This is a genomic window from Lysinibacillus sp. FSL L8-0312, assembly GCF_038003285.1.
GTDB classification, from domain to species: Bacteria; Bacillota; Bacilli; order Bacillales_A; family Planococcaceae; genus Lysinibacillus; species Lysinibacillus fusiformis_D.
This window is the reverse complement of sequence record NZ_JBBOOV010000001.1, coordinates 2,105,275-2,120,119: the sequence shown is the minus strand read 5'-3', so window position 1 is coordinate 2,120,119 and position 14,845 is coordinate 2,105,275. Positions and strand designations below refer to the sequence as shown.

The 14,845-nt window shown below is 39.0% G+C and carries 13 protein-coding genes, 1 riboswitch and 1 other annotated feature; of the genes, 8 read left to right on the top strand and 5 right to left on the bottom strand.

The annotated features are described in order from the left end of the window. The first annotated feature begins 26 nt into the window (after positions 1-26). Positions 27-494: an NUDIX domain-containing protein gene (locus MHI22_RS10565; RefSeq protein WP_036118781.1), complete on the top strand. Its 468-nt coding sequence runs from the start codon at positions 27-29 to the stop codon at positions 492-494. Further along, a complete protein-coding gene (locus tag MHI22_RS10560) occupies positions 478-1,254 on the top strand; it encodes an alpha/beta hydrolase family protein (protein WP_036118745.1) in 777 nt (258 codons plus the stop codon). The genes MHI22_RS10565 and MHI22_RS10560 overlap by 17 nt, the downstream gene beginning before the upstream one ends. A gap of 91 nt (positions 1,255-1,345) precedes the next feature. Here MHI22_RS10560 and MHI22_RS10555 read toward each other — a convergent pair whose 3' ends face one another. Both MHI22_RS10555 and pckA read right to left on the bottom strand, forming a co-directional pair. Further along, complete coding sequence (locus MHI22_RS10555) at positions 1,346-2,302, bottom strand: alpha/beta hydrolase (RefSeq protein ID WP_340811917.1); 957 nt, start codon at positions 2,300-2,302, stop codon at positions 1,346-1,348. Between the two features lie 85 nt (positions 2,303-2,387). Then, on the bottom strand, positions 2,388-3,974 hold the full coding sequence (gene pckA, locus MHI22_RS10550; protein ID WP_036118749.1) for a phosphoenolpyruvate carboxykinase (ATP): 1,587 nt from the start codon (positions 3,972-3,974) through the stop codon (positions 2,388-2,390). 389 nt (positions 3,975-4,363) lie between these two features. Continuing rightward, positions 4,364-4,482, top strand: a riboswitch (SAM riboswitch). A gap of 257 nt (positions 4,483-4,739) precedes the next feature. Between pckA and metK the strand changes: the two genes are divergently transcribed. After that, positions 4,740-5,936, top strand: coding sequence for a methionine adenosyltransferase (gene metK, locus MHI22_RS10545; protein ID WP_058845047.1), 1,197 nt, complete (start codon positions 4,740-4,742; stop codon positions 5,934-5,936). Positions 5,937-6,113: 177 nt separating this feature from the next. Here the strand turns inward: metK and MHI22_RS10540 are convergent, their stop codons facing one another. Beyond that, the gene (locus MHI22_RS10540; protein ID WP_036118752.1) at positions 6,114-6,626 is read right to left on the bottom strand and encodes a gamma carbonic anhydrase; all 513 of its coding nucleotides are present in this window, start codon (positions 6,624-6,626) and stop codon (positions 6,114-6,116) included. A gap of 134 nt (positions 6,627-6,760) precedes the next feature. On the opposite strand from MHI22_RS10540, the gene MHI22_RS10535 reads away from it, so the two are divergent. Both MHI22_RS10535 and MHI22_RS10530 read left to right on the top strand, forming a co-directional pair. Next, positions 6,761-7,567: an alpha/beta hydrolase gene (locus tag MHI22_RS10535; protein WP_036118754.1), complete on the top strand. Its 807-nt coding sequence runs from the start codon at positions 6,761-6,763 to the stop codon at positions 7,565-7,567. A gap of 127 nt (positions 7,568-7,694) precedes the next feature. Then, complete coding sequence (locus tag MHI22_RS10530; protein ID WP_340811915.1) at positions 7,695-9,203, top strand: alanine/glycine:cation symporter family protein; 1,509 nt, start codon at positions 7,695-7,697, stop codon at positions 9,201-9,203. A 64-nt stretch (positions 9,204-9,267) separates the two neighbouring features. On the opposite strand, the gene MHI22_RS10525 is transcribed toward MHI22_RS10530, so the two are convergent. Next, complete coding sequence (locus tag MHI22_RS10525; RefSeq protein WP_058845048.1) at positions 9,268-9,843, bottom strand: class I SAM-dependent methyltransferase; 576 nt, start codon at positions 9,841-9,843, stop codon at positions 9,268-9,270. After that, the gene (locus tag MHI22_RS10520) at positions 9,840-10,796 is read right to left on the bottom strand and encodes a TIGR01212 family radical SAM protein (protein WP_036118760.1); all 957 of its coding nucleotides are present in this window, start codon (positions 10,794-10,796) and stop codon (positions 9,840-9,842) included. Before MHI22_RS10520 ends, MHI22_RS10525 begins: the two co-directional genes overlap by 4 nt. A 236-nt stretch (positions 10,797-11,032) precedes the next feature. Between MHI22_RS10520 and MHI22_RS10515 the strand changes: the two genes are divergently transcribed. From MHI22_RS10515 to MHI22_RS10505, 3 genes are all read left to right on the top strand, one after another. Then, positions 11,033-12,211 (top strand): MDR family MFS transporter, encoded by a 1,179-nt coding sequence (locus tag MHI22_RS10515; RefSeq protein ID WP_036118761.1) that lies wholly within the window; start codon positions 11,033-11,035, stop codon positions 12,209-12,211. Between the two features lie 146 nt (positions 12,212-12,357). Continuing rightward, positions 12,358-12,705, top strand: a complete 348-nt coding sequence (locus MHI22_RS10510; protein WP_036118762.1) for an ArsR/SmtB family transcription factor — start codon at positions 12,358-12,360, stop codon at positions 12,703-12,705. 56 nt (positions 12,706-12,761) lie between these two features. Further along, positions 12,762-14,504 carry a SulP family inorganic anion transporter gene (locus MHI22_RS10505; RefSeq protein WP_089934498.1) on the top strand — a complete coding sequence of 581 codons (1,743 nt, stop codon included), beginning with the start codon at positions 12,762-12,764 and terminating at the stop codon, positions 14,502-14,504. Between the two features lie 66 nt (positions 14,505-14,570). Then, positions 14,571-14,781, top strand: a binding site (T-box leader). Positions 14,782-14,845: the final 64 nt, after the last annotated feature.

Below are 14,845 nucleotides of genomic sequence, written 5' to 3'. Positions count from 1 at the left end.
TCAAGAAAGAACGTGAGGTTGAAAATATGCTAACATTTACAGATTTACATGGTCTACAAGTAGATTTGAGTTTTTCAAGAGGGGAATTTGAAGTCGAGCCAAAGCACGTCCTTGTTTTGTTAAAGCATGAAAATAAATGGCTATGTACTATTCATAAACGACGTGGTGTAGAGGTGCCAGGGGGCAAATTAGAGCAAGGTGAAACTTTAGAGGAGGCGGCTATTCGGGAAGTTTTCGAAGAGACGGGTGTCCGTGTGAAAAATCTCCAATGGTTCGCAGAATATGCCGTTCATGATGCCATTGTGTTTTGTAAATCTGTTTTTACTGCACAATTTTTAACGCAGGAGGACATTGAATTTGATTTAGAAACATCGGGTATGCTTTGGCTAACGGATGAAGAATTTGCTCATCATCCTAATTTAAGCTTTCATATGAAGGATGAGGGTATGAAGAAAATGCTGGAGGAGTTGAAAGACCGTGACATACAATGGTGAAATTGTGGAAAAACGTGCCTATCCCTCACCGAATCCAGCCATACGACTAACAGAAATAACCTATCTATCACAAGGCTTACGTATAAAAGGATTATTAGCAGAGCCAAAGGCAGAAGGTACATATGATGGTTTTTTATATTTAAGAGGGGGCATGCAAAGCATTGGGATGGTAAGACCTTCACGTATTGCCCAATTTGCTGCACAGGGCTTTATCGTTTTTGCCCCATACTATCGTGGAAATCGTGGTGGAGAAGGCCGTGATGAGTTTGCAGGAGCAGACCGTTATGATGCTGTTTATGCCGTAGATGTTCTCAAGCAATATTGTAATGACAATATACATGTTTTTGGTTTTTCTCGTGGGGGAATTATGGCTCTTTGGACAGCCATTTTAAGAAAGGATATTACCTCGGTCGTCACATGGGCAGGTGTTTCGGACGCAACAGCCACTTATTGGGAACGTACGGATATGCGCAGAATGATGAAGCGTGTAATTGGCGGAACACCGAATCGTGTACCAGAAGCATATGATGCGCGAACCCCACTTTTCGAGATAGAGCAGATCACTGCGCCTGTATTAATCATACATGGCTATCGTGATGAAAATGTAGATATCGAACATGCCAGACAACTAGCCTTTTTTTTAGAAGATGCGAATAAATCATACGAAACCTGGTATGATCCAGACCATGCACATCAATACCCACCAGCAAAAAATCGTGAAACCGTCCGTGCACTTTGTGAATGGATGAAACAGCAATGAATGATAAAAAAATACCCCCTTCCTTAGAATAGCTATCCGCTTCAGGCAAGATAGCTATTCTAAGGAGTAGGGGGCAATAAAGGGGTGATGATTATTTCATGTTACTTTCTAAAAATTGTTGTATGGTAGCCCAGTAAAGCTCGCTTGCAACACTTTCTGCGCCACCATGCCCAGCTCCCTCAACAATCAACTTTTGCTTTGGTACATTTGCCGCTTCATATACTTCATTCAACATGGTAGATGGAACGAACGTATCGTTGTCTCCATGAATAAACAACATGGGTGTCTTCGATTTTGCCACTTGTTCAACTGCACTCGCTTCACCTAATGTATAGCCTGCTTTTAGTTTCGTCACTACAGAAGAGAAATGCATGATTGGAAATGCAGGTAAGTGAAAGATTGCTTTCAACTGATAGGAAAATTCATCCCATACTGAAGAATAGCCACAATCCTCAATGATTGCTTTAACGTTTGTTGGTAAATTCTCTCCTGAAGCCATCATGACAGTGGCTCCACCCATCGAAACACCATAAAGTACAATTTCAGCGCTCTCATTTAAGCTGACAATGTGATTGACCCATGAAACAACATCAAAACGATCATGCCAGCCCATGCCAATATAATCTCCTTCACTTTTACCATGGCCTCTCGCATCTGGAATAAGTACATGATAGCCCATATCATAAAAATGTTTAGCATACTTTGTCATTTGTGCGCCTTCGCTTGAATAGCCATGAAAGATGATAGCCCATTTGTCAGTGGGGTGATCATTTTGGATGGAGTAAGCATGGAGCTTTAGCGAATCATAGGATTGAAGCGAAGCATCTTCATATTGCTTATGAAACCATTGCTCAGTTGTTTCTTTCTCTTTAGCTTCCACAGGATTGACAGCTATTACATTATGAGGTGCATCTAGCACTGCTGTTTTATCAGTGTCAGGATTTAATGCCAGATTATAAAAGTAATTTCCTGCAAAAAAACCAGCGCCAACAAATAAAGCTAACAACATTATAAGAATAGAAAATAGTATTTTATATTTTTTTGTCATATGTATCTCCCTAATACTAGCTACCTTCAAAGTAAAGAAAAAGAGAACGAATGAATTCGTTCCCTTTGATTCTTGTGTCTAGTCGTTATTTTAATGGGCCACCAAGTGTAGTAATGGCATCAGAAACGTTTGAGAATTTCTTGAAGTTTTCGTTGAATAAGCCTGCAAGTTCAGCAGCTTTCGCATCATATGCAGCTTTATCTGCCCATGCTTCACGAGGATTTAACACTTCTGACGGTACACCTTCAACTGCTGTTGGAATGTGTAAACCGAAGACAGCATCTTGTGTCGTTTCAACATTTGTTAATTTTCCGTCGATTGCTGCACGTACCATTGTGCGTGTGTAAGACAGCTTCATACGGCTACCTGTACCATATTCGCCACCAGTCCAACCAGTGTTCACTAGGAATACTTGTGCACCATGCTCGTCAATTTTTTGACCTAACATTTCTGCGTACACTGTTGCTGGAAGTGGAAGGAATGGAGAACCGAAGCAAGTAGAGAATACTGGTTCTGGCTCTGTTACACCGCGTTCAGTTCCAGCAAGCTTAGAAGTGAAACCGCTTAGGAAGTGATACATTGCTTGCTCTTTTGTTAATTTACTGATTGGAGGTAATACGCCAAACGCATCAGCTGTTAGGAAGATGATTGTTTTTGGATGACCTGCAACAGAAGGATCAACAATATTTTCGATGTATTGGATTGGATAAGCTACACGTGTATTTTCTGTTAATGAACCATCATCATAGTCACAAATACGAGTTTCTGGATCAACAGCTACGTTTTCTAAAACAGAACCGAAGCGGATTGCATTGTAGATTTCTGGTTCTTTCTCAGCAGAAAGGTTGATTGTTTTTGCATAGCAGCCACCCTCAATGTTGAATACACCATTATCAGACCAGCCGTGTTCATCGTCACCAATTAGCTTACGATCTGGATCAGCGGATAATGTCGTTTTACCAGTACCAGATAGACCGAAGAATAATGCCACATCGCCAGCTTCACCAACGTTTGCTGAACAGTGCATTGAAAGGATACCTTGCTGTGGTAATAAGTAGTTCATGATACCAAAAATAGATTTTTTCATTTCACCAGCATATTCAGTACCACCGATTAAGATCATTTTCTTTTCAAGTGATACAATGATGAAAGTTTCAGAAGCAGTACCATCAACTGCAGGGTCTGCTTTAAAGTTAGGAGCAGAGATGACAGTGAAGTCTGCAACATGAGAAGCTAATTCTTCTTCAGTTGGACGGATAAATAATTGATGAGCAAAAAGGTTGTGCCAAGCGTATTCATTAATTACTTGGATGCTTAATTGTGAATCTTTGTCAGCACCTGCGAAGCCTTTAAATACGAATAACTCGTCACGTTCTTTTAAATATTTTATTACTTTTACATATAAGTTATCGAACACTTCAGAAGAAATCGGTTGGTTGACTTTACCCCAGTCAATTTGATCTTTTGTGCTTTCTTCTTCTACCGTATATTTATCTTTAGGTGAACGACCAGTGTATTTGCCAGTTTCTGCACGAACTGCGCCATCTACTGTTAACATTGCTTCACCACGAGATGTAGCTTTTTCTGCTAATTGTGGTACTGAAAGTTGAACATTAATGTTACCGCCGTTTAATAATTCCTTCAGTTCGTTTGCAATTTCTACTGAATTCATCGATTAAATACCATCCTTTTTTATAGTATTCCCTTGATTTAGAGGGATTTTTTCTTAATTTCAAAAATAGTATAACACAATTGCTTAAATAATCTATACTAATTAAGAAATTATTTTAGAGTTTTTATCACTTTTCAATAAACTGACAAAAAATAATGTTTTTCGAGTAGAATCCGATCAATCCTACTGTAATTAGGCGCAAAAATTGAGCCACACATATGTTACCACAAGTAGCTAGGTATGTTGTAGGGATTAATTTGCTTCTATTTACATCATCATCCAAGTATGAAAAGTTTTTGTGTAATCAGTTCCTTCCTTTCTATACAGTAATACATAAGAAAATATTTGACAACGTTCAACCTTTTCAGTAACATGAAAATGAACGGATACTCTTATCCCGAGCTGGTGGAGGGTCAGGCCCTGTGAAACCCGGCAACCTGCATGTTTTATTTCACAGCATGCGTTGGTGCCAACCTGATGCAAGGGAACATCCCTTGAACGATAAGAGTGAAAGGTTACGAAGTCATTATTCCTTTCCTCATGTGCAGTAACGTGAGTAAAGGATTTTTTTATTGCTAAAAAAGAATGTAAAGGTAAGTATATGTAGTTCTTTCCTTATTATAATGACAGATCTTTCGAAATCCTCGTGTTAAAAGCAGCAGTAACGGCTTGAGAGTTCAATCCTTAGGAGCGGACTTGACATGGGTAATGAGTACCGTATTCATACACAACTACTTTTTGTAAGAGTAATAGGAGGAAAACCAAATGACAAACCGTCGACTGTTTACATCAGAGAGTGTAACAGAAGGACATCCAGATAAGATTTGTGACCAAATCTCGGATGCCATTTTAGATGCTATTTTAGCAGAAGATCCAAATGCACGTGTAGCGTGTGAAACAACTGTCACAACAGGATTAGTATTAGTAGCAGGAGAAATAACTACTTCTACTTACGTTGATATTAAAGGTATCGTTCGTGATACTGTAGCAGAAATTGGCTATACACGTGGTAAATATGGCTTTGATGCTGAAAATCTAGCGGTGCTTGTAGCTATTGGCGAACAATCGCCTGATATTGCACAAGGTGTTGACCAAGCTTTAGAGGCTCGTGAAGGCTCTATGACAGATGCTGATATTGAAGCAATTGGTGCTGGTGACCAAGGTCTAATGTTTGGTTATGCATGTAATGAAACACCTGAACTAATGCCATTGCCAATCAGCTTAGCACATAAATTAGCACGCCGATTAACAGAAGTTCGTAAATCAGGTGAATTAGCGTATTTACGTCCTGATGGAAAAACACAAGTAACGATTGAATATGATGACAATAATGTACCTGTGCGAGTGGATACAATTGTTATTTCAACACAACATGATGAAGAAGCAACACTTGAACAAATTCAAGCTGATCTGAAAGAATTTGTTATTGCACCCGTTGTGCCAAGTGAATTATTAGATGCAAACACGAAATACTTTATTAACCCGACTGGCCGTTTTGTTATCGGTGGACCTAAAGGGGACGCTGGTTTAACAGGACGTAAAATCATTGTTGATACATACGGTGGTTATGCACGTCACGGTGGTGGCGCATTCTCTGGTAAGGATGCAACAAAGGTAGACCGTTCAGCGGCTTATGCGGCACGTTATGTAGCAAAAAACATTGTAGCAGCTGGCTTGGCAGAACGCGCTGAGGTACAACTTGCCTATGCGATTGGTGTGGCTCAACCAGTTTCCATTGCGGTTGACACATTTGGTACAGGTAAAGTGAAAGAAAGCGCAATCGTAGAGTGGGTACGTGAGCTATTTGATTTACGTCCAGCAGGTATTATTAAAATGCTAGATTTACGTCGTCCGATTTATAAACAAACGGCAGCTTATGGTCATTTTGGTCGTACAGATTTAAATGTACCATGGGAACAAATCGATAAAGCAGATGCTCTACGAGAAAAGGCACATCTATAAACTATTGAGCTAAAGTAATGAATACATTAGAAAATTATTCTAATGTATTAAAAAGGAAAGGGGCAATATTGTCCCCTTTGTTTTACAAAAAATCCCTCGCTACGATCCGTGAACATTTTGGTTACACGGAAATGCGAGGTATTTTTTTCGTTAATATTGAATTTTTGTGTATATTGTTTACTTCTGAAGGGATTTATAATATTGTCCTTTTTCTGCATATTCGCGCACGATACGTTCCATATCCTCTTTATCTTCTGCATTTAATTCACGGACTACTTTTGCCGGACGACCTAATGCTAAACTATTCGGAGGAATGACTTTACCAGGAGGTACTAGGCTACCTGCCCCAATAAATGCACCCTCTCCAATCTCTGCCCCGTCTAATATAATGGAGCCCATACCAATTAAAGCATTTTTGCGAATTGTACAGCTATGTAAAGTGACTTGGTGTCCAACTGTTACCTCATCTTCAATAATTAGCGGAAATTTTGGGCTTTGATGTAAGCAACAAAGATCTTGGATACTGACACGTTTCCCAATAATGGTTGGGGAAACATCACCACGAATGACCGTATTAAACCAAATGGTTGTTTCAGCACCAATTGTTACGTCGCCCGTAACAGTTGCGTAATCAGCAATGAAGACAGATGGATCGATCTTTGGCATTTTATCTTTAAATGGATAAATCATGAAAATCGCCTCAATTCTTTCTATAATGTAGTATTATCGTATCAAATACGCAACTTTATGGAAATATAAAATTAAAATGAGCTATTTATTTCGATATAATCAATGTGTAATTATTTTTTAGGAGGACTATGTGAATGTGGAAATGGGAAGCTGAAGGACAAGCAAAGGCTGTGATTGCTATAGTTCATGGTGCATATGAAAATCACCGATGGTATGCATGGCTGATAGAGAAATTAAGATTGGAAGGCTTCCACATAGTCATGGGAGATTTACCTAATCATGGCGTGAATGCAAGGTTTGCTCGTGTCCATGATGAGGACTTCAAATTGTACAATAAATATACAAGAAATCTGATTGAGAATGCTTTTTCATATAATTTACCAACTTTTGTAATAGGACATGGGCTTGGAGCAACGTTAGTTCTTCACACAATGCAAAAGAAGCAATATGAATGTGCAGGCATTATTTTGACATCACCGTGGCTGCAATTAAAGCTTTTACCAGGTAAATTATCAAATGCTTTAACGAGTCTAAGTGCATTGACTGCAAATGTTAAAATGACTCACAATATTTCATATGAGAACCTTACACGCAATGTTGAAGGTAGGGACGAAATGAAAGATGAGGTACCATTCATGTCAGTCGTTTCAGTGAAATGGTATCGAGAGCTTCAGCAGATGATGAAAAATTTAGTGATGCTTCCAAAAGGTGAATTTCCGAATATGCCTATGCTCATTATGACAGCTGAGAAAGATAAAATTACGGAAACACGACAAACTCGAAATTGGCTCCATCAACAAGAGTTTACAGAGTTTCAATTTAAAGAATGGGCAAATTGCTATCACAATTTATTTCACGAAGTAGAACGAGAAGAGATTTTTATGTATATTCGTGATTTTATTAATAATGCTCTTCGAAGAATCGGTTATATCATTAAATAGGTTTTATCCCTTCCATTTACTAGAAGACTTACTTAAATATTGTTACTTAAATATAATGTTGTAATTTTCAGAAAAGTGTAATACTATAATGACTTAAAGTATGGTATTTTCAAATTGGAGGGGTAAAATGGAGGTAATCGTTGGTAAGTTGAATGGTATTTTATGGGGACCGTGGTTTATTTATGGTATTTTATTGATTGGACTTTTTTTCTCAATCATCACAAGGTTTCTGCAAGTAAGACACATTAAAGACATGTTTGTTTTAATGTTTAAAGGGGAGAAATCGGAAAAGGGGATTTCATCTTTCCAAGCAATGTCGATTGCATTATCAGGCCGTGTAGGTACTGGTAATATTGCTGGTACTGCAACTGCAATTGGGATGGGGGGACCTGGTGCTGTCTTTTGGATGTGGGCAATCGCTTTCATTGGTGCGGCTACCGCATATGTAGAGTCAACATTAGCACAAATCTATAAAGAAGAAAAAGATACGGAATATCGTGGTGGACCAGCCTTTTACATAGAAAAGGGAATGGGTCAAAAATGGTTTGCAGTTATTTTTGCTGTAGCTGCGTTGATTGCAATGCTAATTTTAATGCCAGGTGTGCAGTCTAACGCCATTGCAGGAGCTGTTGAAAACGCTTTTGGTCTGGATACATGGATTACAGGACTGATTATTGTAGTGTTGTTAGGTGCTATTATTATTGGGGGAGTTAAATCTATCGCGAATGCTGCCCAAATCATTGTACCGTTCATGGCATTAGCATACATTATTATGGCTATTATCATTATTGCTATGAATATTTCTGAGGTACCTACAGTCTTTGCTTTAATTTTCTCAAGTGCCTTTGGTGCACAAGAGATTTTTGGTGGTATCATTGGTTCTGCGATAGCTTGGGGAGTGAAGCGTGGCATCTATTCCAATGAAGCTGGTCAAGGAACAGGGGCGCACCCTGCTGCTGCTGCGGAAGTATCACATCCTGCTAAACAAGGGATAGTACAAGCGGCGTCTGTGTACATTGATACATTATTAATTTGTTCTGCTACTGCATTTATGATTTTATTTACAGGTATGTACAATGTACATGATGAAAAGGCCGCTGAAGGAGCAGATCCATTTATCCATATTGGGGAATTCAATAGTGGCGGATTAGCAGGCGATGAGCAAATGACATTTGCGAAAAGTATTGAAGCAGGTGCTGCTTATACACAATATGCAGTTGATTCATCATTACCTGGTTTTGGAGCTCCATTCGTAGCAATCGCGTTATTCTTCTTTGCCTTTACAACAATTATGGCCTATTACTATATTGCTGAAACGAATGTCGCCTATTTATTCAGAGGTAGCACGGAGAAGATTTTCATTTGGATTGCGAAAATTGCCATTTTAGTTGCTGCCTTTTATGGTACAGTCCGTACGTCTGACCTAGCTTGGGCAATGGGAGATGTGGGTCTTGGACTAATGGTTTGGATTAACGTTCTTGCTATTTTAATTATTATGAAACCAGCTATCGTAGCATTAAAAGATTACGAGAAACAGAAAAAAGAGGGGAAAGACCCTGTCTTTGATCCTCGTAAACTAGGCATTAAGGGTGCAGATTTCTGGGTTGATTATAATGAGCAACGTAAAAATAAATAGTAAATGACGAAGGCTATCTACTAGTTTCTATTAAACTAGTAGATAGCCTTTTGCATGTCATGTATTAAATAGGAAATTCTTTCATTTTCTCTAACGCAATAACGAAAGGTGGATCATTTTGTTGATTGAGAAACTCGTATTTTAAGACATGTACATGTTTTTGTGGAAGCCTACTAACATAGTCCATGACCGTATCTCGTTCTTCCCTACCACCAGGATGACCATGATAAATAACAAGAATGATTAGGCCGCCAACCTTCAAAAGCTTTAGTAAATCCTCAATAGCTTGTGTCGTTGTAGCGGGCTTTGTAATAATGTCATGATTGCTGCCAGGTAAATAGCCAAGGTTGAAAATGGCTGCAGCTACAGGTTTGTGTACATACTGTGCTACGTCTTCATGCCCTTTATTAAGGACCAGTGCACGATGTTCTAAACCGTGATCTAAAAGGCGAAGGAGTGTTGCATCAACCGCTTCTTTTTGAATATCAAAGGCATAAACTTGTCCATTATCCCCCACAAGCTGTGCTAGAAACAATGTATCATGACCGTTTCCAGCAGTAGCATCGACGACCGTATCTCCCTCATCTATACTGTCCTTTAAAAGCTGCTGTGCATATTGTAAAACACGTTGTAGTTTCATTTTGTAACCTCAGCCTTATAAAACTTCCCTTGCCAGCTGCCACGACGTTCAAGCTCGGCATCAATACCATTCAATACTTCCCATTTATTGACGCTCCACATTGGTCCAATCATTAAATCAATCGGTCCATCGCCGGTAATACGATGAATGACCATTTCAGGTGGGAGAAGTTCTAATTGATCTGCTACTAGTTTTGTATAGACATCCTGATCTAAAAATTCTAACATGCCTTTTTCATATTGCTTCACCATTGGCGTCCCTTTTAGTAGATGTAGTAAGTGGATTTTTATGCCTTGGACATCTAGCTGTGCTACTGCTCGAGCAGTTTCCATCATCATGTCATAGTCTTCAAGAGGCAGGCCATTAATGATATGTGAGCAAACACGTATGCCGTGCTTGCGCAATTTTTCAACGCCTTCCACATAGGTTGCATAATCATGGGCACGATTAATCAGATTCGCTGTTTTTTCATGCACGGTTTGAAGACCAAGCTCAATCCATAAATACGTACGCTCGTTTAACTCTGCTAAGTATTCCACGACATCATCTGGCAAACAATCAGGGCGAGTAGCAATGGAAAGACCAACAACACCTTCTTGTGCTAAAGCAGCTTCAAATTTTTCCTTTAAAACTGGCAGTGGGGCATGTGTATTTGTATAGGCTTGGAAGTACGCCATATATTTGCCGTCCTTCCATTTCTGATGCATTTTGTCTCGGATTTCAGCAAATTGTACATCGATTGGATCTACCTTATTACCGGCAAAATCACCAGAGCCTGCAGCACTGCAAAATGTACAGCCACCAAAAGCGACTGTGCCATCACGGTTTGGACAATCAAAGCCTGCGTCTAATGCGACTTTAAATACTTTATGTCCGAATTGATCACGTAAATAGCGATTCCATGTATAATACCTTTTTCCTTCTGAAGGAAAAGGAAAATTCGTTTCTGTCATTTATTTCACTCCTCTAACGCTTTATTCTATCATGTGCTTTTCGTTCCGTCATGGGGGAAGGGCTTGATCGTTACATCAATGAAGAAAAATTGTAATGAAAACAAGAAAAAGACTTTTAAAACTTAGTTAAAGTATGATGGCATACTTGTAAAAAGGGTAAAATTATTTTTCTTGTGCTTTTAAGGTTTTCAGCATAAACTAGCTATTTAGAGAGGCGAAATAATGGAGGTCATCATATGCCAAAACGTGTTTGGTTTTTACTTATTGGAATGCTTGTGAACACAACAGGTAACTCTTTTTTATGGCCTTTAAATGCCATATATATGCATGATTATTTAGGGAAAACTTTAGCGATGGCTGGTTTTGTCTTAATGCTCAACTCTGCTGCTGGAGTATTGGGCAATCTATTAGGTGGTTACTTATTTGATAGAATCGGTGGCTATAAGGCGATTATGTTTGGCATCCTGCTAACGATTGCTTCATTAATAGGCTTAACAATTTGGCATGGTTGGCCACATTATGTGTGGTTTTTAACGATACTAGGCTTTAGTGGGGGCATCGTTTTTCCAAGTATGTTCGCATTAGCAGGGGCTGCATGGCCTGAGGGCGGACGAAAAGCCTTTAATGCGATCTATTTGGCACAGAATGTTGGTGTTGCAGTTGGCCCTGCTCTTGCGGGTATAGTGGCTGATTATCAATTTGATTATGTTTTTAAAGTGAATTTAGGCATGTATATTTTATTCTTTTTTATTGCTTTATTTACATTTAAACGTTTAGAGGCAGGCAGTATTGCCCCTAAAAATGTCGTCAGTGAAAGTAAACGAATTGTTAACAAAGCACCATTCTATGCTTTGTTAATTATTAGCGCATCCTCAGTGTTATGTTGGCTTGCATATTCTCAATGGAGTGCTACTATTTCATCCTATACTCAAGATTTAGGCTTAGGGTTAAAGCAATATAGTTTACTTTGGACAATAAATGGTTTGCTTATAGTTGTAGGTCAGCCACTCATTGCACCGCTTGTGAAAAGATGGGAAAACAATTTAAAGCGTCAGCTCGTATTTGGTGTAATTCTGATTGCCCTATCGTTTGGAATCATCGCCTTTGCGAGTGATTTTAAAATGTTTGGAGCCGCGATGCTTGTTTTAACGTTTGGTGAAATGTTCTATACCCCAGCATTACCAACCATCGCGAATCAGCTCGCACCAAAAGGTCGACAAGGATTCTATCAGGGCATTATCAATAGTGCAGCGACAGGTGGTCGGATGATTGGGCCATTATTCGGTGGGATAATGGTGGATCAATTTGGCATGATACCTCTTGTATTAACTTTAGTGGTCGTTGTGCTGTTGGCTATTATTCCATGTTTAACTTATGATTATCCTTTAAAAAAGAATAATATCGTTGCAGATTAATAGTGGGCAAGGAAAAGAGCAAAAACGAGTGATCAGCACTTGGTTTTGCTCTTTTTTTATTGAAGCTATTGAAAAATAATCGATACAGGCTTACAATCATACATATTCAAATATTTGAATATGTAGTAATGTGGAGGGTGTTTTTTATGGAAGAGGGTTTACAACAATTTAAGGCGGATTTTTTTAAAGCATTAGCACATCCGTTACGCATTAGAATACTGGAACTCCTTGTAGAAGGTCAGAAAAGTGTCAATGAGATTCAAGATTGCTTAGAGAAAGAGGGTTCTGCTGTTTCTCAGCAATTAAGTGTATTACGCGCCAAAAATATCGTTTATGGTGTGAAGGAAGGTAAAAAAGTCTACTATTCTTTAAGTGATCCGATGATTGGTGAATTACTTGGGGTGGCAAAGGATATTTTCAATAACCATTTAGTTAACACCATTTCGAGATTAGAGGAAATGACGAGCAATGAAGGTGACGAAGGCAATAAGTAAATCAAAGAAGTTGAAAAATTATGCTTTGCTTATTATTTCGAAGGGAAGATTTATCTATGAAGTCACTGTTTACAGGACGCTTTGAAGGGTATTCTGTTCATCACGTCAAGAAGGATCTATTATCCGGAATTATAGTTGGGATCGTCGCTATTCCACTTGCCATGTCTTTTGCCATTGCATCGGGGGTGAAACCCGAATATGGGATTTATACCGCCTGTATTGCGGGTATTCTTATTTCTCTTTTTGGTGGATCGAAATATCAAATTGGTGGGCCAACTGGGGCGTTTGTACCGATTTTATTAGGAATTGTCATTACCTATGGCTATGAGGATTTATTACTTGCAGGATTAATGGCTGGGATTATGCTTTGCTTAATGGGCATTTTTAAGTTAGGATCTTTAATTAAATTTATTCCTCGCCCTGTAACAGTTGGCTTTACAGCAGGTATAGCAGTTATTATTTTTACAGGTCAAATTGCCAACTTTTTAGGGTTAACAAATGTTAAAAGACATGAGTATTTTATTGCCAATATACAAGAAATTATGAAGCAGCTTGGAACGACCAATATGTATAGTATTTTGACGGCTGTTATCTGTTTTGTGACAATACTGATGACGCCGAAGTTTTTTCCAAAGGTTCCTGGAGCATTAGCAGGTATTGTTGTTTCTACACTTGTGGCCACTTTCCTCTTTACAGGACATGTTGCTACGATCGCGACAGCTTATGGGCAAATTCCGAATTCATTGCCTCATTTTGCTATACCTGATATCACCTTTGAACGCCTACAACTGCTTATTGGACCAGCGTTTGTCATCGCCATGCTAGGGGGCATAGAGTCACTACTATCGGCAGTCGTTGCAGATGGGATGACGAATAGTAAGCATAACAGTAATCGAGAGCTGATTGGTCAAGGAATTGCTAATATCGTGACGCCTTTGTTCGGGGGGATTCCAGCTACAGGTGCTATTGCACGGACTGCAACTAATATTAAAACAGGTGCAGTATCGCCTATGTCAGGTATCATACACGGAGTATTTGTTTTAGTTACATTATTGCTATTAGCACCATATGCGTCTCATATTCCATTAGCAAGTATGGCTCCTGTATTGATGGTTGTAGCCTGGAATATGAGCGAACGACACCATTTCTCACATATTGTGAAATTAAAATCGGGTGACTCGCTAGTGTTATTGATTACCTTTTTATTAACGGTGTTTACAAGTCTCACATTAGCAGTGGAAGTAGGGCTTGTATTAGCTGTGCTATTATTTGCAAAACGCATGAGTGAAAAGCTTGTTGTGACAAAGGTACTCCCAGACCATTCAAACAAAAGTGGGAAGGTACAGCCCCATGTCGTTCACCAGCAGCATGATTGTCCGCAAATTAGCATGTATACAATTGAAGGACCATTGTTCTTTGGAGCTGCTCAAATGTTTGAACAAAAAATTGAAAGCACTTTGCATCAGCAACCAAGAGTTTTGATATTGCGAATGGGGAAAGTGCCCTTTATGGATTCCACTGGTGAAGCATATTTTAGCAATATTATTGAAAACTTTACAGCACAGGGTGGTAAAATCCTGGTAACAGGTGTGCAAGGTGATTTAAAAGTAGCTCTTCAGCACAATGGTATTTACGATAAGATTGGAGCGCATCATTTTTATCAGCATACTGGAGAAGCGATTACTAAGGCTCTCGGCTATTTGGACACAAAGAAATGCATCGGATGCCAGCATTTTGCTTTTCATGAATGTAAGGATTTATCAAAATCTAAGGAAGAAAAGGAATTAATTCTTCAGTAATGGGTTAGTCTGTAAACAAAGGCTTGTGCTTTTCAATACTTTCCATTAGAATAAATGCAATATCATGTAAAGACTGTGATGAGGAATAGTAAATTTGTCGTTCTTTTTAGAGAGCTAGCGGCTGGTGGGAGCTAGTAAGAAAGCAAGTTGAACTCGCCTTCTGAGTCTGCCCGCGTGAAACAGCGTGTGTCGTTTCTTCCGCGTTAAGGAAGCTTGAGCCGAGTGTAATCACTAATTTGGGTGGTACCGCGGGAGTACAAATTCTCTCGTCCCTTCTATAAGAAAGGGACGAGTTTTTTTATTTTTTAAATATTTTGTCAATTATGATGAAGAGCAACATG

Bases quoted from the DNA above. Each gene is read 5' to 3' on its own strand.
- MHI22_RS10565 (WP_036118781.1), top strand. From the start codon at position 27: ATGCTAACATTTACAGATTTACATGGTCTACAAGTAGATTTGAGTTTT.
- MHI22_RS10555 (WP_340811917.1), bottom strand. From the start codon at position 2,302: ATGACAAAAAAATATAAAATACTATTTTCTATTCTTATAATGTTGTTA.
- pckA (WP_036118749.1), bottom strand. From the start codon at position 3,974: ATGAATTCAGTAGAAATTGCAAACGAACTGAAGGAATTATTAAACGGC.
- metK (WP_058845047.1), top strand. From the start codon at position 4,740: ATGACAAACCGTCGACTGTTTACATCAGAGAGTGTAACAGAAGGACAT.
- MHI22_RS10540 (WP_036118752.1), bottom strand. From the start codon at position 6,626: ATGATTTATCCATTTAAAGATAAAATGCCAAAGATCGATCCATCTGTC.
- MHI22_RS10535 (WP_036118754.1), top strand. From the start codon at position 6,761: ATGTGGAAATGGGAAGCTGAAGGACAAGCAAAGGCTGTGATTGCTATA.
- MHI22_RS10530 (WP_340811915.1), top strand. From the start codon at position 7,695: ATGGAGGTAATCGTTGGTAAGTTGAATGGTATTTTATGGGGACCGTGG.
- MHI22_RS10525 (WP_058845048.1), bottom strand. From the start codon at position 9,843: ATGAAACTACAACGTGTTTTACAATATGCACAGCAGCTTTTAAAGGAC.
- MHI22_RS10520 (WP_036118760.1), bottom strand. From the start codon at position 10,796: ATGACAGAAACGAATTTTCCTTTTCCTTCAGAAGGAAAAAGGTATTAT.
- MHI22_RS10515 (WP_036118761.1), top strand. From the start codon at position 11,033: ATGCCAAAACGTGTTTGGTTTTTACTTATTGGAATGCTTGTGAACACA.
- MHI22_RS10510 (WP_036118762.1), top strand. From the start codon at position 12,358: ATGGAAGAGGGTTTACAACAATTTAAGGCGGATTTTTTTAAAGCATTA.
- MHI22_RS10505 (WP_089934498.1), top strand. From the start codon at position 12,762: ATGAAGTCACTGTTTACAGGACGCTTTGAAGGGTATTCTGTTCATCAC.